The 21,570-nt window shown below is 67.8% G+C and carries 19 protein-coding genes and 2 pseudogenes; 5 read left to right on the top strand and 16 right to left on the bottom strand.

Features of this window, described 5'->3' with window-relative positions:
• From V4U86_RS08915 to V4U86_RS08905, 3 genes are read right to left on the bottom strand one after another with little or no spacing between them, the layout of a single operon-like run.
• Entirely contained in the window at nucleotides 1-978 is a 978-nt protein-coding gene (locus V4U86_RS08915; protein WP_395310891.1) for a heme-dependent oxidative N-demethylase family protein, read from the bottom strand.
• On the bottom strand, nucleotides 975-1,919 hold the full coding sequence (locus V4U86_RS08910) for a PDR/VanB family oxidoreductase (RefSeq protein WP_395310890.1): 945 nt from the start codon (nucleotides 1,917-1,919) through the stop codon (nucleotides 975-977). The genes V4U86_RS08915 and V4U86_RS08910 overlap by 4 nt, the downstream gene beginning before the upstream one ends.
• Entirely contained in the window at nucleotides 1,916-2,455 is a 540-nt protein-coding gene (locus V4U86_RS08905; RefSeq protein ID WP_395310889.1) for a dimethylamine monooxygenase subunit DmmA family protein, read from the bottom strand. Before V4U86_RS08905 ends, V4U86_RS08910 begins: the two co-directional genes overlap by 4 nt.
• Before the next feature lie 121 nt (nucleotides 2,456-2,576).
• Between V4U86_RS08905 and V4U86_RS08900 the strand changes: the two genes are divergently transcribed.
• On the top strand, nucleotides 2,577-3,731 hold the full coding sequence (locus tag V4U86_RS08900) for an FAD-dependent monooxygenase (RefSeq protein WP_395310888.1): 1,155 nt from the start codon (nucleotides 2,577-2,579) through the stop codon (nucleotides 3,729-3,731).
• 165 nt (nucleotides 3,732-3,896) lie between these two features.
• On the opposite strand, the pseudogene V4U86_RS08895 reads toward V4U86_RS08900, so the two are convergent.
• From V4U86_RS08895 to V4U86_RS08865, 7 genes and pseudogenes are all read right to left on the bottom strand, one after another.
• Nucleotides 3,897-4,127 (bottom strand): annotated as a pseudogene (locus V4U86_RS08895) (transglycosylase family protein); the annotation flags it as partial.
• A 326-nt stretch (nucleotides 4,128-4,453) separates the two neighbouring features.
• Nucleotides 4,454-4,687, bottom strand: a pseudogene (locus V4U86_RS08890) (transglycosylase family protein); the annotation flags it as partial.
• A 1,181-nt stretch (nucleotides 4,688-5,868) separates the two neighbouring features.
• On the bottom strand, nucleotides 5,869-6,435 hold the full coding sequence (mobA, locus tag V4U86_RS08885) for a molybdenum cofactor guanylyltransferase (protein ID WP_395310887.1): 567 nt from the start codon (nucleotides 6,433-6,435) through the stop codon (nucleotides 5,869-5,871).
• Between the two features lie 10 nt (nucleotides 6,436-6,445).
• On the bottom strand, nucleotides 6,446-7,525 hold the full coding sequence (locus V4U86_RS08880; protein WP_395310886.1) for a 2-oxoacid:ferredoxin oxidoreductase subunit beta: 1,080 nt from the start codon (nucleotides 7,523-7,525) through the stop codon (nucleotides 6,446-6,448).
• Nucleotides 7,522-9,450 carry a 2-oxoacid:acceptor oxidoreductase subunit alpha gene (locus V4U86_RS08875; RefSeq protein ID WP_395310885.1) on the bottom strand — a complete coding sequence of 643 codons (1,929 nt, stop codon included), beginning with the start codon at nucleotides 9,448-9,450 and terminating at the stop codon, nucleotides 7,522-7,524. Before V4U86_RS08875 ends, V4U86_RS08880 begins: the two co-directional genes overlap by 4 nt.
• Nucleotides 9,451-9,762: 312 nt before the next feature.
• The gene (locus V4U86_RS08870; RefSeq protein ID WP_395310884.1) at nucleotides 9,763-10,608 is read right to left on the bottom strand and encodes a carbohydrate kinase family protein; all 846 of its coding nucleotides are present in this window, start codon (nucleotides 10,606-10,608) and stop codon (nucleotides 9,763-9,765) included.
• Nucleotides 10,609-10,744: 136 nt separating this feature from the next.
• The gene (locus V4U86_RS08865) at nucleotides 10,745-11,746 is read right to left on the bottom strand and encodes a LacI family DNA-binding transcriptional regulator (protein ID WP_395310883.1); all 1,002 of its coding nucleotides are present in this window, start codon (nucleotides 11,744-11,746) and stop codon (nucleotides 10,745-10,747) included.
• An 88-nt stretch (nucleotides 11,747-11,834) separates the two neighbouring features.
• Between V4U86_RS08865 and V4U86_RS08860 the strand changes: the two genes are divergently transcribed.
• From V4U86_RS08860 to V4U86_RS08845, 4 genes are read left to right on the top strand one after another with little or no spacing between them, the layout of a single operon-like run.
• Nucleotides 11,835-12,998, top strand: coding sequence for a phytanoyl-CoA dioxygenase family protein (locus V4U86_RS08860; RefSeq protein WP_395310882.1), 1,164 nt, complete (start codon nucleotides 11,835-11,837; stop codon nucleotides 12,996-12,998).
• On the top strand, nucleotides 12,995-14,026 hold the full coding sequence (locus V4U86_RS08855; RefSeq protein ID WP_395310881.1) for a Gfo/Idh/MocA family protein: 1,032 nt from the start codon (nucleotides 12,995-12,997) through the stop codon (nucleotides 14,024-14,026). Before V4U86_RS08860 ends, V4U86_RS08855 begins: the two co-directional genes overlap by 4 nt.
• Nucleotides 14,023-14,898: a sugar phosphate isomerase/epimerase family protein gene (locus V4U86_RS08850; RefSeq protein WP_395310880.1), complete on the top strand. Its 876-nt coding sequence runs from the start codon at nucleotides 14,023-14,025 to the stop codon at nucleotides 14,896-14,898. The genes V4U86_RS08855 and V4U86_RS08850 overlap by 4 nt, the downstream gene beginning before the upstream one ends.
• Nucleotides 14,895-15,896, top strand: coding sequence for a Gfo/Idh/MocA family protein (locus V4U86_RS08845; RefSeq protein ID WP_395310879.1), 1,002 nt, complete (start codon nucleotides 14,895-14,897; stop codon nucleotides 15,894-15,896). Before V4U86_RS08850 ends, V4U86_RS08845 begins: the two co-directional genes overlap by 4 nt.
• Here the strand turns inward: V4U86_RS08845 and V4U86_RS08840 are convergent.
• The 6 genes from V4U86_RS08840 to V4U86_RS08815 are packed head-to-tail and all read right to left on the bottom strand — an operon-like array spanning nucleotide 15,893 to nucleotide 21,541.
• On the bottom strand, nucleotides 15,893-16,366 hold the full coding sequence (locus tag V4U86_RS08840) for an SRPBCC family protein (RefSeq protein WP_395310878.1): 474 nt from the start codon (nucleotides 16,364-16,366) through the stop codon (nucleotides 15,893-15,895). The genes V4U86_RS08845 and V4U86_RS08840 overlap by 4 nt on opposite strands.
• A gap of 30 nt (nucleotides 16,367-16,396) precedes the next feature.
• Complete coding sequence (locus tag V4U86_RS08835; RefSeq protein WP_395310877.1) at nucleotides 16,397-17,422, bottom strand: zinc-dependent alcohol dehydrogenase; 1,026 nt, start codon at nucleotides 17,420-17,422, stop codon at nucleotides 16,397-16,399.
• Nucleotides 17,422-18,351: an aldo/keto reductase gene (locus V4U86_RS08830; RefSeq protein WP_395310876.1), complete on the bottom strand. Its 930-nt coding sequence runs from the start codon at nucleotides 18,349-18,351 to the stop codon at nucleotides 17,422-17,424. Before V4U86_RS08830 ends, V4U86_RS08835 begins: the two co-directional genes overlap by 1 nt.
• Entirely contained in the window at nucleotides 18,348-19,367 is a 1,020-nt protein-coding gene (locus V4U86_RS08825) for a sugar phosphate isomerase/epimerase family protein (protein ID WP_395310875.1), read from the bottom strand. The genes V4U86_RS08830 and V4U86_RS08825 overlap by 4 nt, the downstream gene beginning before the upstream one ends.
• Nucleotides 19,368-19,376: 9 nt before the next feature.
• Nucleotides 19,377-20,555 (bottom strand): Gfo/Idh/MocA family protein, encoded by a 1,179-nt coding sequence (locus tag V4U86_RS08820; protein ID WP_395310874.1) that lies wholly within the window; start codon nucleotides 20,553-20,555, stop codon nucleotides 19,377-19,379.
• The gene (locus V4U86_RS08815; RefSeq protein ID WP_395310873.1) at nucleotides 20,555-21,541 is read right to left on the bottom strand and encodes a substrate-binding domain-containing protein; all 987 of its coding nucleotides are present in this window, start codon (nucleotides 21,539-21,541) and stop codon (nucleotides 20,555-20,557) included. Before V4U86_RS08815 ends, V4U86_RS08820 begins: the two co-directional genes overlap by 1 nt.
• Nucleotides 21,542-21,570 lie beyond the last annotated feature (29 nt).

Raw genomic sequence — 21,570 nt, 5'->3', positions numbered from 1 at the left:
TCAGCCGGCAGCCTGCAGCCACTGCACCGCACGGTCGCGGTAGCCGATGATGCCCTTGTAGTCGGCGATGTCCTCGGGCAGCCCGGCCAGCACCGCGGCGGTCCGCGCACGCCAGGCGTCGACGGCGGCGATATCGGCCAGCGGCAGCAGATAGCTGCGGATGAGGAAACAGATCGAGCCGGACTCGGGCAGCCGGATCAGGTGTTGTACCTCGACGCGAAGGTGCACCGCGCGCCCGAACTCCTCGTCCGAGACCTGGTGGATGGCCGTTCGATCTGGCCCCCACTCGTGGTACAGCTCGGTGGAGACGTCGAGGCGCCGGCCGATGGTCAGCGTCCAGTTGGTGCGCCGGTAGGTTTCACCGGGTTGCAGTCGCATCAGAAATTCCCTGGCGCGGGTGATGACCCCGGTCTCCCGGAGCCGCGGCACCGGGCCGTGGATCTCCAGGAAGGTCATCCCGACATCGAAGCCGAACGACCAGTCGGCGGCGAAGGTCACCACTCCGGCATCGCCGAAGAGATCACCTTCGCGCTGGTCGAGCAGCACGATGTCCTCCTGCACCTGGCCGGCGATGTAGGCCAGTGGCTCGGCCGGCAGCGTGGACTCGTCGCCGACCACAAAGACCTGATCGATCCCCAATCTGTCATTGCGCCAACGCCAGCCGTCACCCTCCCGACGCAGCGACATGCTGTCCGGGTAACCGGCGGCAAGTTCACGCATCAATGTCAGCAGGGTGTCCCAGCACGCCGGACGCATGTGTGGCAGCACCGCGCTACGGGTGGGATCGGCGGTGAGAATGGCCGCCCGCTGGGCCAGTTCGTGTTCGTACTCACTGTCGACGTCGACGATCCGATCGCCCCACCGCCCCACCGGGGTCTGCACCGCGGAGCCGGCGGGTTCGACATTGGTGCTGTACCGGTAGATGTCGGCGACAAACGGGAAGGGAAAGGTGCGGATCAGGTCGGGGGTACTGATCACAGTGCTACCTCCAGGGTTTCGGGACCGCCGCGGGACACACAGGCCATCAGTACCTCGCCGGCCTGTTTCTCGGCGTCACTCAGATACAGGTCGCGATGGGTGATCGCGCCGGCCGAAACCGGCACCCGACACTCACCACACACTCCGCGGCGGCACAGGTTCGGCACCTGCACCCCGCGGCGTTCCAACGCCTCCAGCAGTGACACGCCGGCGTCGACCATGAACGTCTCACCGGTGGAGGCGATCCGGGCGGGGAACGGTTCGCCCGGGTCTAGCGCATCGGCGCCGAAGTGTTCGAAATGGATCCGGCTCGGGGGCCAGCCCAGTCTGCTCGCCGTGCTCGTCACATCGTCGATGAACGCGGCCGGCCCGCAGACATAGAGGTGCGTTCCGAAGGGTTGATCGCCCAGCGCCGCAATCAGGTTCGCGGTGAATGCGGCGCGGTCGGTGTGGATCGAGATATGTTCGCCCAGCTGGGACACCGTGTCGACGTAGGCGCCGCGGCCGGCCCGGTGCACGTAGATCAGCCGGGCGTCCCGTCCCCACCGGCGGGCGCCGCGCAGGTGCGATACCATCGGTGTGATGCCGATTCCGGCGGCGACCAACAGATGGCGTCGGGCCCGCAGCACCGGCGCGAACGCGCTGCGCGGCGGGGTGGCGGCCACGGTGTCGCCGAGCGCGAGTTCGTCGTGGAATAATCGGGATCCGCCCGTCCCCCCTTCGGTCGGGTCCCGACGCAGCACCGAGATGACGTAGGTCTCGGGCGCGGTCCCCTCGCCGGTCAGGGAGTAGGCGTTGACCCGCCCGGCGCACTCCAACACGATGTGACTGCCCGGGGTGAACGACGGCAGCGGCGCGCCGTCCGGGTCGCGCAGGGTGAGGGTACGGATGCCGTCGACCGTGTCGTCGATGGCGACGACGGCCAGCTTGAGGGTGTTCACGCCGGCCGCTCCGCATCGACCATGTACCCGAGGTGGGTGCCCGCGCGACGCGAGACATGGTAGTGGACAAGAAGTTTCCGGCCACATGACCGGCATTGCAGTGTTTCTTCCAGGTTCACCCGGGCCCTGGTGACGGCGCCGCAGTGCACGCAGTGCACCGCGCGTGAGTTCACCGCCGTGGAGGCCACCGTCATCTCGTCGTCGGCGACCCCCAGCGCCACCGCCGTTCCACGCAGTGCCAGGCACGCGTCGGCGGGTCCGGCCATCATCAACCGCCAGCCGACGCGGGCCGAATCCACATCGGCCCGCAACACCGCGGCCGCCCGCTCCGCCGGTTCACCGTCGGCAAACCGGTGCAGCCGCACGGCGGATTCACCTCCCGCCTGGTCGATCTGGGCAAGCCAACGCATCGCGATGTCGGTGCCGCGGGATCCGAACGCCATGACGGTCCACCACCGCCCCGACAGGTCGGCATTCGGTGTGACGGGGGTCAGGGACCAGCCGGGCACGCTGGTCAATTCGAGGTCAGGTCGCATGAGCCCTTTCCCTGGACACCGAGAGTTGACTAGGTTCCTCTTCAGGAAACCAAGGGTGCGTTTCGGTGATGTGACCTGACTGTCTCGTCTGGTTGACACCTGGCCAGCTAGCGTCGGCGTCATGACCGAACGCATCATGGTGGTCGGCGCCGGTATCGCCGGTCTGGCCACCGCGGTGGCACTGTGCCGCGCCGGGTATGACGTGTCCGTCGTCGAGCAACGCCCGACCGCCGACGATGTGGGCGCCGGGATCAGCATCTGGCCCAACGCGCTGGCCGCCCTCGACACCATGGGCCTCGGGGATCAGGTCCGAGGGGCCGGCGGACGGGTCAGCGCGGGCGCCGTGCGCTGGCGCGATGGGCGTTGGCTACGCCGCCCGGACACCGACCGGATCGTGCGCGCACTGGGCGAACCGCTTGTCGTCATCCATCGCGCGCGACTCACCGAGATCCTGGCCGGCGCGCTACCACCGGGCACCGTGACCCATGGCCGCACCGCCACCGCGTTCGACGTCTCGCGGACGGGCGCCCGAATCACCTTCTCGGACGGCGCCGTCGCCGAGGTCGACGCCGTGGTGGGCGCCGACGGTGTGGATTCGATGCTCGCGCGCCACCTGAACGGGGATCTCCCCCGCCGGTACGTCGGCTACCCGGCGTGGCGCGGTATCGCCTCGTACGCAATGGATCCCGATCTGGCCGGGGAGACCCTGGGACCGGGCATGGAGGTCGGACACGTGCCGATGGGTCGGGATCACACCTACTGGTTCGCCACCCAGCGGGCACCGCAGGGGCGCACCGCGCGCAACGGTGAACACGCTCACCTGAGCGCCATTTTCGGTGCGTGGCCGGAACCGATCCCCGAGCTGCTGGCGGCCACCGACCCGGCGGCGGTGCTGCGCAACGATCTCTACGACCGGGCGCCGGCCGATTGTTGGGCGCGCGACCGTGCGGTGCTCGTCGGGGACGCGGCGCACCCGATGCGGCCGCATCTGGGTCAGGGTGGATGCCAGGGCGTGGAGGACGCGGCGATCCTGGCCGCGCTGACGGCGTGTGAGCCGGATCTGTCCGCCGCGTTCGCCCGGTTCGAGAAGTTCCGGCAACGGCGGGTGCGCGGCCTGGTTGCCGAGTCCCGGACCATCGGCCGGATCGTCAACCTGCGTCCGGCCGTACTCAGCGCCGCGGCGAGCAGGGCGTCCGCGCTGGTTCCGGAGACCGTGCTGGCCCGGCACCTGGCGTCGGTGGCCGGCCGCTCGGCGTTCGTGTTGCCGAGGTCGTGATGGTCAGCGCGGCTGGAACGCCGTGACCGCGGTCTGCACGGCCTGGCACATCTTGCGGAAGTCGAACACCCCGAGCACCGCGCCGCCGCGGATGGCCTGGCACCCGACCGCGGCGGGGGCCGGAGCGGTCGGCACACCGGGGGTGCTGAAGACCGCCGGTGACGCGCCGCGCGGGCCGCACTTGGGCCACGCGCCCAGGCCCTGGGTGCGCAGCACGTTCTCGGCGACGCGGATCTGCTCCGCGCGCGAGGCCCGGGCCGGCGAGCCGACGCCGCCGTGGGCGGTCCAGGTGGCCTGCTTGAACTGCAACCCGCCGTAGTGGCCGTTGCCGGTGTTGATGCCCCAGTTGCCACCCGACTCGCACTGGGCGATGGCGTCCCAGTTGACACTGTCGGCGGCCGCGGTGGCCGACATGGCCATCGGGGCGACCGAGAGCGCGCCGGTGGCGGCGGCGACCCAGAGGCTCTTCGTCAGCAGATTCTTCGCGCTGTACTTCGTCATTGTGCGGTCCTTCCCCGACCGGTGACACGAGGGCCGCGAGGCGAAGGCGTTCTTGCGACGCGGTTATCCGGTGTGTCGGGTGACGGAGATCACCCGTTACGGGGGAGGCTGGAGTTTTATTAGTTTCTTATGTGGCTGGTGCTGTTAGCGGGGTTTATGAGAAAACAATGGCGCCGGGCGTAAAGCCCGGCGCCATTGCGAAACGTTTGATATCGCGGAAACTAGCCACGCCCGCCACAGGTCGGCCAGGCGCCGATGCCCTGGCTGCGCAGAACGTTCTCCGCAACGCGGATCTGCTCTTCCCGGCTGGCCGCGTGCGGCGAACCCGAACCACCGTTGGAGTGCCACGTGCCCATGGAGAACTGCAGGCCACCGTAGTAGCCGTTACCGGTGTTGATCGCCCAGTTGCCGCCCGACTCGCACGCCGCAACGGCATCCCAGTTCACGCTGTCCGCATGCGCGGTAGCGGCCGACCCGAAAGCGACTGCCATCGGAGTCACTGCCATCGCCCCGGCGATAGCTGCCATACCGAACGTTTTGCGGATGTTCTTCAAAATCGATCCTCTCATCGAGCGCGCACCAACGAACGTCCGCGTAAACGCGGACGCGAAGACCTGATCCGTCAGGCGGGAGATTTGGGTCGTGCCGTCTCGGTCGGGCACGACAGTGGGAGACGAGGAATGGTGTCTCGCCGGGTGCTCACACCCGGATGCCCAGCAGACTCATCGGTCCGCCGCAGGCCCACTTACACGCGATGTTGAATGTGAAATTGTTTGCTCCATTTCGGAGTTGCAAGCAACGTACAAAATCCTCGGAACGAAGTCATCTCAATGAAGAACGTGTCGCGGACAGATCACGGGATGATCACGACCGGCTCATCAATGAACCGTGCAGGTCAGCGCGGACATCCCCGGTGAACCCTGAATTCCAGGTCGAGACCGAATTGGTGAGGCAGATCACGATCATTTTGTGAGCTGCACCACTTGCCGAGCGTGTTTCCACGACCGTTGCGCCAGGAATGCCCCCCGCCGCCCGGCCGTCAAACACGGTTCCCCGGCTCAGGCACCGGAATGTGTTCGCTGACGGTCACCGGATCCAGGGCAGCCCTGGATTTTCATCGAATGCGTTGCTACACAACAGCATCAAGCAAGAATATTGATGAATGCCCAACACGGGTCACAGCCAAGGACACTCGGGGACCCCATTCCGGAGATGTACCGAATAGCATTGTCTCACAGTTGATTTCGTATCCTATTTTTCGCCTGGATGCGTGTCCACACTCCCCGGGGTGACCCCGATCACCCGGACCCACCACCGCCGCCGGGTCCTACCCACCGGACCGCTCGCCTGTGCCCGGATTCTGCCGGGCCCGTAGACCTGTTCGGCACGGCGGCAACATAATTCGATCCAAAGTCCGGCATCCGCGCACCCGCGAGATCCACTACGCCCGAACGGTTTTCACCGATGCGCCGGTCCCACTCAGGCCCGCCGCCTGGCATTTATGCTCGGAATAAACAAATTCTGCGCATGTTATACAACCGATATAATCGGCGATAAACGCTTGGTCAGATAAATTCAGGCATTTTGGCGACATAATTCGTTATTTGCTGACCGGGTGGCCGGCCGCCCGGCCGCTTCAGCGCAGATCGGCCGGGCTGTTGACGTTGGCCAGCTCCCGCCGCTCGGGCAGCACGATGCGTTGGGTATCGCAGGCCTGAACCAGGGCCCGCATGCTGCGCTCCCCCGCCGCGACCAGCGCATCCGCGCGGCCGGCGAGCGAGGTCCGGTAGATACCGGCCAGATAGTGATCGCGCCCGTCCCAGGGCAACACCACCTCGGCGGTCAGTCCCAGGGTCGGACCCAGCAGGTCATCGATGAGGTCGGCGGTGAGGCACGGCATGTCCACCGCGCAGACGAAGGCGCGGTCCGCGCCCGCCGCCGCGGCCGCCCGCAGACCGCGCGCCGTCGCCAGTAGTGGGCCGACGCCCCGGATCTCGTCGCGCAGGATCTCCGCGGATACATGCGGCAGCGCCTGCCCGGGAGCCGCGACGACAAAGACCGGTGCACAGCGGGCGGCCACGGTCGTCACGGTCCGCTCGACCAGCGTCCGACCGTCGACCACGAGGGAGGCCTTGTCGCGTCCCATCCGGCGCGACGCACCGCCGGCCAGGATGACTGCGGCGAGCGTCGAGGGGGCGGTCACCCCCGCGACGTTAGTCGACCGACCAGGTGTCCTTGCCGCGAAGCAGCGATTGCAGCGCGGCCGTGTCGTGCGCCTTGGCCTCGCGGGCCGCGGCGATCTGGTGGCGTGCGGCGTCGTCGTAGGTCGGCTTGTTCACCTGACGGAAGATGCCCATCACCATGTGATCGAGGTTCTGCTCGCTCAGCCGCGACAACGCGAACGCGTACGCCGGGTCGTCGATGGTGGCGTCGTGCACCACGATCTGGTCGGCCGGCACGTCCGCGGTCTTGGCGATCTCCAGACCGAACCCGGACTTGACCACGGCGTACTCACCGTCGGCGCCGAACGTGATCGGCTCCCCGTGGGTGATGTTGATCAGCCGGTCCTCGGCACCTTCCTTACGCAGCGCGTCGAAGGAGCCGTCGTTGAAGATCGGGCAGTCCTGCATGATCTCGACCAGGGCGGCACCGCGGTGTTGTGCGGCGCCGCGCAGCACCTCGGTCAGGCCCTTGCGGTCGGAGTCCAGCGCGCGGCCGACGAAGGTGGCCTCGGCGCCCAACGCCAGCGACACCGGGTTGAACGGATAGTCCAGCGAGCCCATCGGGGTCGACTTGGTGACCTTGCCGACCTCGGACGTCGGCGAGTACTGCCCCTTGGTCAGGCCGTAGATCCGGTTGTTGAACAACAGGATGGTGATGTTGATGTTGCGGCGCAGCGCATGGATCAGGTGGTTGCCGCCGATCGACAGTGAATCGCCGTCGCCGGTGACGACCCACACCGAAAGATCCTCGCGGGCCAATGCCAGACCGGTGGCGATGGTCGGCGCGCGGCCGTGGATCGAGTGGAAACCGTAGGTCTCCAGGTAGTACGGGAACCGGCTGGAGCATCCGATCCCGCTGACGAACGCGATGTTCTCGCGACGCAGGCCGAGTTCGGGCAGGAAGTTGCGGATCGTGTTGAGGATGACGTAGTCACCGCAGCCCGGGCACCAACGCACCTCCTGGTCGCTGGTGAAGTCCTTGCCCTTCTGCGGCTGGTCGGTGGTCGGCACCAGCGCAGTCTTGCTCAGGGTTTCGGTCAGGCCCAGGTCAGAGCCGATGAGGTCGGTCATGCGTTCGCTCCCACAGATTCCACGGTGGCGGCGGCCAGCCGTGCAAACTTCGCCTTGTCTGTTTCCTTCTCGCGCAACGTTCCGTCGAGCGCCGCGTCGATGATGCCCTCGACCTCGTCGGCCAGGAACGCCATGCCCTCGACCTTGGTGACCGACTGCACGTCGACCAGGTACTTGCCGCGCAGCAGCAGGGCGAGCTGGCCGAGGTTCATCTCCGGCACGACGACCTTGGGGTACTTGCGCAGTACCTCCTCGAGGTTGGCCGGGAACGGGTTCAGGTGACGCAGCTGTGCGTGCGCGACCTTGATGCCGTTACGCCGGGCGCGCCGGCAGGCCTCGCCGATGGGACCGTAGGAGCTGCCCCAGCCCAGCATGAGCAGTTCGGCGTCGCCGGTCGGGTCGTCGACCTCCAGGTCGGGCACCGTGATGCCGTCGACCTTGAGCTGACGCAGCCGCACCATCAGATCGTGGTTCTTGGGCTCGTAGGAGATGTTGCCCGAGCCGTTGGCCGCCTCCAGACCGCCGATGCGGTGCTCCAGGCCCGGGGTGCCCGGGATGGCGAATTGGCGGGCCAGGGTCTCCGGGTCACGGGCGTAGGGCTCGAACGGTTCGCCGGACTTGGCGAAGGTGTGCTCGATGGCCGGGTAGGTGCTGATGTCCGGGATGCGCCACGGCTCCGAACCGTTGGCGATCGCGCCGTCGGACAGGATGATCACCGGGGTGTGGTAGCCGATCGCGATCCGCACGGCCTCCACGGCGATGTCGAAGCAGTCCGAGGGCGAGCACGGCGCCAGCACCGCGACCGGCGACTCGCCGTTGCGGCCGTAGAGCGCCTGCAGCAGGTCGGCCTGCTCGGTCTTGGTGGGCAGACCGGTCGACGGACCGCCGCGCTGCACATCGATGACCAACAGCGGGAGTTCGGTCATCACCGCGAGGCCGATCGCCTCGGACTTCAGCGAGACGCCGGGACCCGAGGTGCTGGTGACGCCGAGCGCGCCGCCGTAGGAGGCCCCGATGGCGGCGCCGATGCCGGCGATCTCGTCCTCGGCCTGGAAGGTCATGACATTGAAGTGCTTGTACTTGGACAGCTCGTGCAGGATGTCGCTGGCCGGGGTGATCGGATAGGTGCCCAGCACCACCTGGATCCCGGAGAGCTGTCCGGCCGCCACGACGCCGTAGGCCAGGGCGGTGTTACCGGAGATCTGGCGGTACTCGCCGGACTTGAGCTTGGCCGGGGCCACCTCGTAGGTGGTGGCGAAGGCCTCGGTGGTCTCGCCGTAGTTCCAGCCCGCCTTCAGGGCGAGCACGTTGGCCTCGGCGATCTCGGGCTTGCGGGCGAACTTCTCCCGGATGAAGGCCTCACTCGCCTCGAGTTCGCGGCCATACATCCACGACAACAGACCGAGCGCGAACATGTTCTTGGCGCGCTGACCGTCCTTCTTGGTGGCGCCGATGGCTTCGACGGCCCCCAGCGTCAAGGTGGTCATCGCGACCGACTGCACGACGTAGTCGGACAGCTCGTCGTTCTCCAGCGGGTTGGCGTCGTAACCGACCTTGGCCAGGTTGCGCTTGGTGAACTCGTCGGAGTTGGCGATGATCAGGCCGCCACGCGGGAGGTCACCGACGTTGGCCTTCAGCGCGGCCGGGTTCATCGCGACGAGGACGTCGGGACGGTCGCCGGCGGTGAGGATGTCGTAGTCCGCGATCTGGATCTGGAAGGACGACACACCGGGCAGGGTGCCCTGTGGTGCGCGGATCTCGGCGGGGTAATTCGGCTGTGTCGCAAGGTCGTTGCCGAACAGCGCGGCCTCGGACGTGAATCGGTCGCCGGTGAGCTGCATGCCGTCGCCGGAGTCGCCTGCGAAGCGGATGACCACCTTTTCCAGCTTCTGCCGCGGAGCCCCCGCGTTGTCGTTCTGACCCACGACTTCCTGCCTTTCACACCCGCGCGAGTAGTGCGTCAATCGCGAGGGGGTTTACGTCCGAAACTTTTGGTGTCACTGCCGGTAACCAGTATGGCACTTCTCTTAGGGTGACCATGGCCAGGCGACGCGGGGACACGCGGGTTTCGCCGAGAAAAACTCCCTGTTCAGAGACGTGAAGCAGAACGAGTTCCCGCCTACCTGTGGTCTTCATCACTTTTGGAGAATGTCATTCTCTAAGGATCTGATTACCGTGCAGTAGCACTCAATCAGCCGAACTTGACGGGTGTCAAGTATTGCCGGGCCAACCTGGGCTTACGCCGGTGAGAGGCCGAGGTGAACGCGCTTCTGTAATTCGCGAGCGACCAGTTCACTGGCGATCTGCACGGCGCGTCGCGAATCCGCGCCGGCTGCCCGGTGCGCGACGAACGAGGCGGTGAACATGTCCCCGGCGCCGGTGGTCTGGACGTCCATCACCCGCCACGCGGCCGGGACGCGCTGCACGGTCCCGTCCTTGTAGATGTCGCAGCCTTCGGAGCCGTAGGTCACCAGGATCTCGGGGACCCCGAGCCGTTCGGCGGCCGCCAGGTCGAACGGGCCGTCCGCGACGATGACGGCCTCGTCCTCGGCCAGCTTCAACACGTCGAGGTGGCGCACCAACTCCGGCGCGAAGTGCCGGTCCAGCTGCAGCGGGCCGACCCGGTCCGCCCGCACCAGGCCCTGCCCGTCATAGGCGATCCGGTGACCGCGGGCCGCGAGATGGGCCAGCGTCTCGGCGGGGAAGTCGGTGCGCAGCAGCGGAGCCAGGTGAATCCAGGTGGTGCGGGGGTCGTCGGCCTCGATGTCGGCCGGCGTCCACACCGGACCGATGGCCTCGACACCCATGTGGCGGTGATCGGTGTCGTCATAGTCCAGCCGGAACGCGCTGGTGCGGTCCGACGGCAGCAGCCGCACCATCGAGCCGAACCGGTCCAGCACCGGGTCGAACAGTTCGTGGTCCCGCTGGGCGCCCATCGCCGCGATGTGCGCGGTGCCGGGGGCACTCTCCAGGGCCACGCCCGCGAACGAGGCGCAGCCCCCGGGACTGGGCGACGCACCGTTGATGATGTCGATGGCCAGGTTCCCCAGCACGGTCACGCCCGGGACGAGCTCTGGCGACATCTTTGATTCCCCTGCTTGACGTTTGTCCTGTCGTCGGTACATGTCGACGTGGCTGTCGGGCGAAATGGTAGTCGGCGTCTGCCGCATTCAGCGATTCCGCAGCGTCACGCCGCACCCTGCCGGGCCGGGCCGGCGGCTATCCGGGCAGGTTGTAGGGGGTGACGACCTGAATCGGGGTGGGGCGCACCGGTTCGGAGGGAAGCGCGCCGTGCTGGGCGAGCAGCACCCGGATGGCCAACCGGGCGTCGGCGCGCAGATCGTTGTGCAACACCACCGACAGCCTGCCTTCCCGCAGCAGCCTGCGGTTGTCGACGTCGAGATCATGGGCGACAAAGACTCTGCACGCCCGGCCAAGCCTCTCGAACGCGGCGACGGTCGCGGTGTTCCCGCCGCCCGGCGAGTACACGGCCTCGATGCCGGGATGGCGTTTCAGCGCGTCGAGCACCAGCCGCTCGTTGGTGGCATCGATACCGTCGCTGTCACTGACCTCGACGATGTCGTGCCCGGACGCTCGCAAGCCGGCCCGGAACCCCACCTCGCGCTCACCCTCACCACGAAACACCGTGCGGCTCAGGGTGATCAGCACGCCCGACGGGGCGGCGCCGAGCCATTGGTTGACCAGGAACGCCGCGGTCAACCCGGCGCCGTGGTTGTCGATACCGACATAGGCGCAGCGGTCGCTGTTGGCCACATCGGTGGTGTAGGTCACCACCGGCACTCCCCCGGCGACCAGGCGGTCGACCGCCTCGGCCACCTCGGGTTCGTCCTGGGCCTTCAGGATGACGCCGTGGCTGCCCTTGATACGACCCAGCTCGGCGGCCATGTCGGCAGCCGACCCGGACTCCCACAGGTGAAATCGGGCCCGCGGCACGGCCGGTGCGAAGGCGGGCAGTTCGGCCTCGATGGCCGCCCGGAACGCATCGGAGAACCGTTGCGGGGTCTGCATCACCACATCGAACAGATAACGACGGCCGTTGAGCCGCAACTGCGCTCGCTGCTTGTCCAGATCCTCGATGGCTTGACGCACCTCGGCGCGGGTGTTCTCCCGCACCCCCGGCCTGTCGTTGAGGACGCGGTCGACCGTCGCCTCGCTCAGCCCGGCCTGCTGCGCGATCTCGCGGACCTTGTAGCGATGCATCTGCCGGCCTCCCCGGACGCCGATCGTGAGGGTTTTTTGATGGTTTTTTGCTGTTGATTGCGGTCGGTGTCACAGCAAGACTAACCTCATGTCCGCTTCACTCACCGCTTCCGGCCCCAGCTGGATCGCCGAGTCCCATTGCGATCTCGGCGAGTTCGGGAGCCAGGTTCTGCGCGGCACCGATCTGGCCGATTACCCGCACGCCACCGATGTGCGCAGCAACATCCTGGTGTACTCGGCCGCCGACATCGCCGGGGTCGATCGCCGGGCCCTGCAAGCCGAGCTGATCGGGGCGCTCACCGACGGGCCGGGGGTGGTGCTGTTCGAGGGCGCCTTCGCCCACGATGTGGTGGACCACGCATCTGCCGCGTTCACCGACATCATCGCCGCCCAGCGCGCCGCGGGCGGCGCTGCCGGCGATCACTTCGGCAAGGCCGGCGCCAACGACCGGGTCTGGAACGCCGCACAGAAACTGGCGCTGCACTCCCCCGAGGTCTTTGCGCGCTACTACGCCGCGGACGCCCTGGCACTGGTGTGCCAGGCCTGGCTGGGCCCGCGCTATCAGGTCACCTCGCAGGTCAATGTCGTCAATCCCGGTGGAGCCGCCCAGGTTCCGCATCGCGACTACCATCTCGGGTTCGCCGACCCCGAGCAGCTGGCGCACTACCCGGCGCATATGCACCGGATGTCGGCGGCGTTGACATTGCAGGGTGCGGTCGCGCACTGCGATATGCCGATCGAGAGCGGTCCGACGATGCTGCTGCCGTACTCGCAACGATTCGCGGCCGGCTACATCGCGTTCTACCGACCGGAGTTCATCGAGTTCTTCGCCGAACACCATGTTCAGATCCCGCTGCGCAAGGGCGATGCGGTCTTCTTCAACCCGGCGCTGTATCACGGAGCGGGAGCGAACACGTCGACCGCGATCAACCGGATGGCCAATCTGTTACAGGTCTCCTCACCGTTCGGCCGGGCGATGGAAGCGCTGGACCGCACCGCGATGGTGAAGGCCGTCTATCCGGTGCTGTTGGAGATGCAGCGCACCGGCCGCCCGGAGGGCGAGCTGGCCAACATCGTCAACGCCACCGCCGAGGGCTACGCCTTCCCGACCAACCTCGACCACGATCAGCCCCTCGGCAGCCTGGCGCCGCCGAGTCAGGTGGACACCGTGCTGGCCGCACTGGCCGACGGGCTCAGCGCAGCCGAACTCGACCTCATCCTCGATGCACAGAACGAACGGAGAATCCCATGACCACCATCGGCGTGATCGGACTGGGCCGCATCGGCGCATTCCACACCGAAACCCTGTCCGGCCTCGCCGGGATCGACGAACTGGTGATCACCGACGAGCGTGCCGACGTGACGGCCGCGGTGGCGGCCAAGCACGGGGCCAGGGCAGTCGACTCGGTGCAGGCGCTGCTGGCCGCGGGGGTCGACGGTGTGGTGGTGGCCGCGGCCACCCCGGCGCACGCCGAGCTGACCCTGGCCGCGGTGCAGCGCGGTATCCCGACATTCTGCGAGAAGCCCATCGCCTCCACCGCCGCCGAGAGCGCGCGGATCGCCGAGATCATCACCGGCTCAGGGGTTCCGGTCCAGGTCGGGTATCAGCGTCGCTTCGATGCGGCGTTCGCGGCGGCCAAGAGCGCCGTCGACAGCGGTGCGCTGGGCACCCTGCACACGGTGCGCAGCACCACGATGGACCCCGCGCCCCCGCCGATGGACTACATCAGGGGCTCCGGCGGGATCTTCCGGGACTGCGCCGTCCATGATTTCGACATCCTGCGCTGGATCACCGGGCAGAACGCCGTCGAGGTCTACGCCACCGGCACCGTGCAGGGCGACCCGCTGTTCACCGAATACGGCGATGTGGACACCGCCGCGGTGGTGGTGCGGTTCGACGGCGGTGCCCTCGGTGTCGTCTCCAATGCCCGCTACAACGCCCGCGGCTACGACTGCCGCCTGGAGGTGCACGGGTTCGACGACAGTGTCGCGGCCGGCTGGGATCAGGGTGTGCCGTTGAAGAACGTGGACCCGCGCTTCGCAGACCCATCAGGCTTTCCGACGGGACCGGCGCACAACTTCTTCATGGACCGCTTCACCGAGGCGTTCCGCACCGAACTGGCCGGTTTCGTCGAGGTGGCCCAGGGCGGGCCGGTGCGCGGCGCAACGGTCGCCGACGCCGTCGAGGTGGCCTGGTTGGCCGAGGCCGCCACCGAGTCCCTGCGCCGGGGCGCCCCGGTAGCACTTGAGTCGGTTAAAGGGAAGGTAAGCAACGCATGAGCACCACCACCGCAATCAAGATCGCGGGAGCACCGATTTCCTGGGGTGTCTGCGAGGTACCGGGCTGGGGTCACCAGCTCGCGCCCGAACAGGTCCTCGGCGAGATGCGCGCGGTCGGTCTGACCGCCACCGAACTCGGCCCGGACGGATTCCTGCCCGCCGACCCCGACGAGCTGAAGGCCGTCCTGGCCCGGCACGAGCTGTCCTGCGTCGGAGGATTCGTGCCGGTGGTGCTGCACCAGGCCGATCATGATCCGGCCGAAGACCTTGCCGGACCACTCAATTCACTGGTCGCCGCGGGTGCGGGAGTGGTGGTGTTGGCCGCGGCGACCGGCGCCGACGGCTACGACTCGCGCCCGGAGCTGGACGAGTCGCAGTGGTCGACGCTGCTGGCGAATCTGGACCGGCTGGCCGGGATCGTCGCCGAGCGGGGGCTGCTCGCGGTACTGCATCCGCACGTGGGCACCATCGTGGAGACCCGCGCCGAGGTCGACCGGGTACTGGCGGGCTGTTCGATCCCACTGTGCCTGGATACCGGCCACCTGCTGATCGGCGGCACCGATCCGGTGGACCTGGCGAAGTCGGTGCCCCAGCGCATCGCCCACACTCACCTCAAGGATGTCGATGCCGCGCTGGCGGCGAAGGTACAGTCCGGCGAACTGAGCTACACCGACGCGGTCAAGGCCGGCATGTACACACCCCTGGGGACCGGGGACGTCGACATCACGGCCATCGTCAACACCCTGCGCGACAACGGGTTCGACGGCTGGTTTGTGATGGAACAGGACACCATCCTGGCCGGCGCACCCGACGGTGAGGGCCCGCTCGCCGATGTGCGGACCGGCGTGAGCTATCTGAACAGCATCACGTGACCCGTGCCGACGGACTGCGCATCGGCGTGCTCGGCGCCTCCCGTATCGCCGAGTCCGCCGTCGTCGGCCCCGCCGCCGAGCTGGGTCACCGTCTGGTGGCGGTGGCGGCCCGGGACCGCGACCGTGCCGACGTTTTCGCCGAGAAGTACGGTGTGGAACAGGTTCTCGGCTCGTATCAGGACGTCATCGACGATCCGCAGGTCGATGTCGTCTACAACCCGTTGGCCAATGCCCTACACGCACCCTGGAATCTGGCGGCCATCGCGGCCGGCAAACCGGTGCTCAGCGAGAAGCCCTTTGCCCGGGACCATTCCGAGGCGGTCCGGGTGGCGCAGGCCGCCACGGCAGCGGGTGTCACCGTGCTGGAGGGATTCCACTACTTCTTCCATCCGGTGACCCAGCGCGCCTTCGCCCTTGCCGTCGACGGAACACTCGGCGACGTCCGCCGGGTGCAGGTCGCCATGGCGATGCCCGAACCGGTCGATACCGACCCGCGCTGGTCGCTGGAACTGGCCGGCGGGGCGTTGATGGACCTGGGCTGCTACGGACTGCACGTGATGCGCACCCTGGCCCGGCTCGGCGTCCCCGGTCTGGGCGGCGCCCCGTCGATCAGCCGGGCACATGCGGTGCTGCGTTCACCGGGGGTCGATGCCGGCTGCGACGTCGAGCTCGCCTTCCCCGCCGGGGCGACCGGACTGTCCACCAACTCCATGGTGGCCCCGGACTATTCGTTCACGCTGCAGATTTCCGGCACCCGGGGCGAGGTGCTGGTGCACGACTTCATCCGTCCCGACCGGGACGACCGGCTCACGCTGGTCACCGGCGCCGGAACACAGGTCGAGCGTCTCGGGACACGGGCGTCCTACACGTATCAGCTCGAAGCGTTCGCCGCCCATGTCCGTGATGGCGCGGCGCTCCCGTTCGGCATCGAGGATGCGGTGGCCAACATGGCCCTGGTCGACGCCGCCTACCGGGCGGCCGGCCTGCACCCGCGCTAGTTCGTGTAGTACCGGTCGGCCAGCGCGGTGAGCGTGGACTCGATGCCCTCGGCGTTCTTTTTCTGCATGCCCAGGAACTCGATGAGGAACGGCGACTTCGCGGTGGAGTAGTCGAAGGTCTCGGTCACCTTGGTGGTGCCCGGACTGACCTCGGCCAGTTCCCAGCGCCAGCGGTGCCCGAGCGGGTGCTGCCATTCGACGAGCCGGTTCTCCTCGACGGCGGTGGCTGTCGAGGTGATCTTGTACGGCAGTCCCATCTGCTTCATGCCGACGGTGAACTTGTCTCCCGCGCTCAGGTGGTGCGGTCCCTTGACCTCGACGTCGCGGACCGTGCCCGATCCGTCGATGTCGTGATGGCGGTGGGGGTCGACGATCAATTCGAAGATCGTGGCCACCGGTGCGGAGACCTGCACGCTACGGCTGACGGCCCTGGGTCCTGCGTCTTCTGTCTTCAGCGTTGACGGGGTCATGGCGGGCCATATACCCGCAGGCCTGCGGTGCTACACCGGGTCCGCGAACTGTGTGCTGAGCAACACCTTGATGATGTCGGTCGCGGCCCGTAGGTCGGTGAATGCCTTCGGTCCGGCTCCGACGGGTGCGATCCTGCTGATCAGCGGGTCGATGTCCACCACGCCGCGAGCCAGCAGGTCGATGGCCATGCCGAATTCTTCCTGGTAGATGAAGCTGCCGCGGATCGTGATCTCCTTGAACACCAGATCGGGCGCCCGGTAGAACGCCGGCTCGGGCGCGACGCCGGTGACGGTCAGGACCCCTCGGGGCCGCAGCGCCCGCAGCGAGGACTGGATCGCCGCCGGCACCCCGGAGGCTTCGAACCCGAAGGGCGGTGCGGTGCTCGGGTCACCGAAGACGGTTGCCGGGTCGGTACTCAGCGGGTCGATCACCTCGTCGGCGCCCATCGTGCGGGCCGTGGCGGCACGCGCTGCGGACGGCTCGAACACGGTGAGCCGGCCGACGCCCGTCGCCCGCAGCAGCGCGATGACCAGCAGGCCGATCGGGCCGGCCCCGGAGACGAACGCGTCGTCCCCCATCCCGATACCGGATCGCCGCACACCCCGCAGCGCGGTCGCCAGCGGTTCGACCCAGGCCCCCTGCATGGTGGAGACGCTCTCGGGCAGCCGGTGCAGCACCTTCGCGGGAACCGCGGTGAAGGGCGCCATCCCGCCGTGGCGGGCCACGCCGACGGCGGTGCGGAACAATTCGGTACACAGGTTGACCTGCCCGGCCCGGCAGAAGCCGCACCGACCGCACCAGTCGCCGTTGGGGTTGACGGTCACCCGGTCGCCGATCGCGAAACCGGTGACCTCACGGCCGACTTCCTCGACCACACCGGCGAACTCGTGCCCGAGCGCCACGCCGGCCGAGAAGCCCTGTGACCGGGCGTGCAGGTCGCTACCGCAGATGCCGCAGTAGTCGACGCGCACAACCACCTCGTCGGGAGCCGGAGCGGGGTCGGGGATGTCGCCGAGCTGCTCTACACCGTCGGCGCCCAACAGGATTGCTTGCATCAGTTGTTCTCCGGTAGTCCGCTCGGCCAGGATTCGGCGTGCACGGCGGCGGTGGCGGCCAGCACCTCGGCGAGCAGGTCCTCGTCGATGGGTGTGGTCGCGGCCCGTACGGCCGAATCGAGGTGGTGTGCCTTGGTGGTGCCGATCAGCGTGGTCGCGCAGCCGCTGCGCTGAATCGCGAACTGATTGGCCAGGAACGAAATGTCCGCGCCGCGACGCAGGCAAATCTCACGTGCCCGGTCGGCGGCGGCACGCACGGCGTCGCCGGCCGGCACATCGGCTTTGAGCCCACCCGGTGTGAGCAACCCGAGCGCCACCGCGGCCGCGTTGATGACAGCGGTGCCGTTCTCCTCGGCCGCCGGCAGCAACCCGTCGGTCAGCTCGGTGTTCAGCAGGGTGAAGTGCGCATAGTTCAGCACCACGTCCAGGTCGGTTTCGCGGACCGCCCGCCGCAGGGTGTGCAGCGGATAACCGGTCATCCCGATGAAGCGGCATTTGCCCTCGTCCTTGAGCCGCACCAGTTCGGCGTACGCGTCCTCGAAAACACCTCCCAGAGAGACGAATTCGATATCGTGCAGCTGGAGGATGTCGACGTGGTCGCGCTGCAGCAGTCGCAGGCTGTGGTGGAACCCCTCGCGAATCCTCGTCGGCGAGAAGTCGAACTCGTCGAAGCCGTAGCGGCCGGCTTTGGTGGCCACCAGGACCGGATCGGGGACATCCTTGAGCGCCGACCCGAGTCGCTCCTCGGCCAGGCCCCCGCCGTAGTACGGCGATGAGTCGAACAAGTTGATACCCGCGTCGATGGCATCGTGGACGGCGGCGATGGCCGAGCCGGCGTCGGCGGCGCCGAACATGTCCCCCAGCGGCGCGGTGCCGAACGACACCGCCGACACCTCCAGGCCCGTCTCGCCCAGGACCGCGTACTTCACCGTGCGGCCGCCAGCGAATCCTGCAGGGCCGCATCAGCCGCCTTGAGCACCGTGGCCGCCACTTCGATGCCCTCGATGCGGCCGAGTTCGACGTCCTCGTGTTCGATGTTGACCATCATGTCGGGGTCCACCTCGTGCAGGGCCCGCAGGAACTCGGTCCAGTACGCGGTGTCGTGGCCCTTGCCCAGTGCGACGAAATCCCACGCCGCGGCCTTGGGCCATTCGTTGGCCCACTCGTCGCCGCCCAGGTTGGTGCGCGGCTCGTCGGGGGCCAGCCGGCGGAAGCTGTTGTCCAGCACGCCGTTGAGCGCGGCGTGCTCCGGGTTGATCCGCACATCCTTGGCCGCCGCGTGGAACACCAGCTCACCCAGGTGTCGCACCACCGTCACCGGGTCCATCTGCTGCCAGAACAGATGGGACGCATCCAGTTCCACCCCGACGTTGGTCGCGCCGGTGAGGTCGATCAGATGGTGCACCGAGGCACAGTTGAACACGGCGTTCTGCGGGTGCAGTTCCAGTGCCACCTTGACGTCATGATCGCGGGCCAGCCGGTCGGTCTCCCGCCAGAAGTCCGCGACGATGCGCCACTGGTGGTCCAGTACGTCGAGAGCGGCCGAATTCCAGGCGTTCACCACCCAATTGGTCCGGGTGGCGCCCGGTTCACCGCCGGGAAGGCCGGACATGGTCACCACGCGGTGCTGTCCCAACCGCTGCGCCAGCCGGATGGACCGCCGGACGTCCTCGGCGTGTTCGGCGCCGATCTCGGGATTGGGATGCAGCGGGTTGCCGTTGCAGTTCAACCCGGCGATACCGACACCTGTGCCCTCGAACTGGCCCAGGAAGTCATCCCGGGCGGTATCGCTGACCAGGATGTCGTCGAGCGTCGGCAGGTGCACGGGCGGCAGGAATCCACCGGTGTTGAGTTCGATACCGGTCAGACCGAGATCGGCGATCACCGCGATCGCCTCCGGCAGCGACCGGTCGTGCAGGATGGCGTTGTACAGGCCGAGTTTCATGGCATCTTCCTATTGAGCGACTTTGACGGTGGCGCCGCCGGACTGGGCGGACTCGGTGACGGCGGCGACTACGCGCATACCATGCAGGCCGGCATCGAATCCGGGCAGCGGGCCCAGATCCGAGTCACCCGCGATCTGGTCCAGGAACGCGCGGGTTTGGTAGACGAACAGGTCCGCCACGCCATGCCCGACGCCGCCGGCGTCCATCGGCAGGCCGCCGCGGATGTAGGGGTGCTCGGGTCCGATGAGGACACGACGGGCACCGCCGATATCGCTGCGCACGTCATCGGCGGAGAGCTGGAATTCCGCGGCGCGGTGCAGATCCCAGGACGCAGATCCCTTGGCAGCGAACAGTTCGAAGGCCAGTCCGTCGGGCAGGTTGTGTGCCACCCGCGACGCCGAGAAGGTGCCGACCGCACCGTTGGCGAAGGTGGCGGTGAAGGTGGCGACATCCTCGTTCTGCACAGGTGCCAGCTCATCGCTGACCGCACCTTTGGTGTGCCCGTAGGTGACGCCGAGTGGGACGGGACGTTCCCGGATGACGGTGGCGAACGCACCCCCGGAAACTTCGGTGATGGGTCCGCAGACGAACTCACCGAGGTCGATCAGGTGGCTGCCCACGTCGGCCAGCGCACCGGTGCCGGGACCGCCCTGATAGCGCCAGGTGATCGGCGAGGTGGGGTCGAGCGCGTAGTCACACCAGTAGTGGCCGTTGAAGTGCACCAGTTCGCCGATGGTGCCCGCGGCGAGTTCGCGGCGGATCTGCTCGACGGCCGGTGAGCGCCGGTAGGTGTATCCGACGGCGGTCACGCGGTCGGAGTTCTCGGCGGCGGCGACCATGGCCTCGGCGTCGGCGAGCGAGCCGGCCAGCGGCTTCTCACAGAGCACATGCTTACCCGCGGCCAACAGTCCCTCGACGATCTCCCGGTGCAGGTGGTTGGCGACCACCACACTGACCGCATCGATGTCGGGGGCCGCGGCGATGGCCCGCCAGTCGTACTCGGCCCGCTGGTAGCCGTACCGCCTCGCGGTGTCATCGGCGACCGCGGCGTTGGTGTCGGCGATCGCCACCAATCGGACGTCGGGCCTGCCCGTCCCGAACACCGTTGTCGCGGAGCGATATCCGGCGGCGTGTGCACGGCCCGCCATGCCACCGCCGATGACGGCGACTCCGATCGTGCTGGTCATCAGCGGACACCTTCCGTTGCGTAGGCCGAGATCTGTTCCACATTGGTTTCGTCGATGAACGACGGGCCGGTCAGGATGGGCTGACCGCCCCCGAGGATGCTGCGGTTGTTGAGGTAGTTGGCCAGCGTGTCGACGGCCTGGTACCCCTGCAGCCAGGGTTGCTGGTCGACGGCGAAGGCGACCTTGCCGTCGGTGATCGCCGTCATGAGTTCGGGGTTGGTGTCGAACGTGGCGATGGTGATGTCCCGGCCGGTGGCCTCGACCACCGGCAGCGCGGTCATCGCATAGGACGCGTTGAGAGTGATGATCGCGTCGATGGTGGGGTCCTGAGCGAGCTTCGCCTCGACGGTGGACCGTGCGGCGGACATGTCGAAACCGGACAGGTAGACCCGGTCGGTGGTGCCGCCGAAGCCGGTTTCGACACCGTTGCACCGCTTGTCGAGCGCCGGCACGCCCTGCTCGTGCACCACGCAGAGCACCTTGCGCACACCGGCCTGCTTGAGCCGCTCGCCTGCTGCAGTTCCGGCGATGACCTCGTCCTGGCCGATGTACATCAGTGCGTCGGCGCGCTTCCAATCGTCGTAGCCGGAGTTGAAGGCGACGACCGGGATTCCCGCGGCGACGGCCTTCTTGGAGACCTCGATCAGCGCCTCCGGGTTGGCGAGGTCCAGTGCGATCGCGTCGACCTTGGAGTCGATGGCGTTCTGCACCAGGGTGGCCTGTTTGTCGGGCTGGGGGTCCGAGGAATAGCGCAACTCGATGTTGTTGGTCTCGGCGCCCTGCGCGGCACCCTTGCGGAGGATGTCGACGAAGGCGTCGCTGGGGTTCCAGTGCCCGACCATGGCGACGGTGTGTCGCGGCAGGTTCACGTTGACAGCGCCGCCCTCACCGCCCTGCCCGTCGGGCTTGCCGCCGGCGCTGCTGCAGGCGGCCAGGGCCAGGGCGATCGCGGTGGTCGCCGCCGCCGTCCGGATCAATCGGTTCACGGCTTCCTACCTTCGTCGGCGAGCTTTTA

It is taken from the genome of Mycobacterium sp. AMU20-3851 (assembly GCF_043974665.1).
GTDB lineage: Bacteria > Actinomycetota > Actinomycetes > Mycobacteriales > Mycobacteriaceae > Mycobacterium.
The sequence above is the reverse complement of the archived record's forward strand: the minus strand, read 5'-3'. Positions and strand labels throughout refer to the sequence as shown.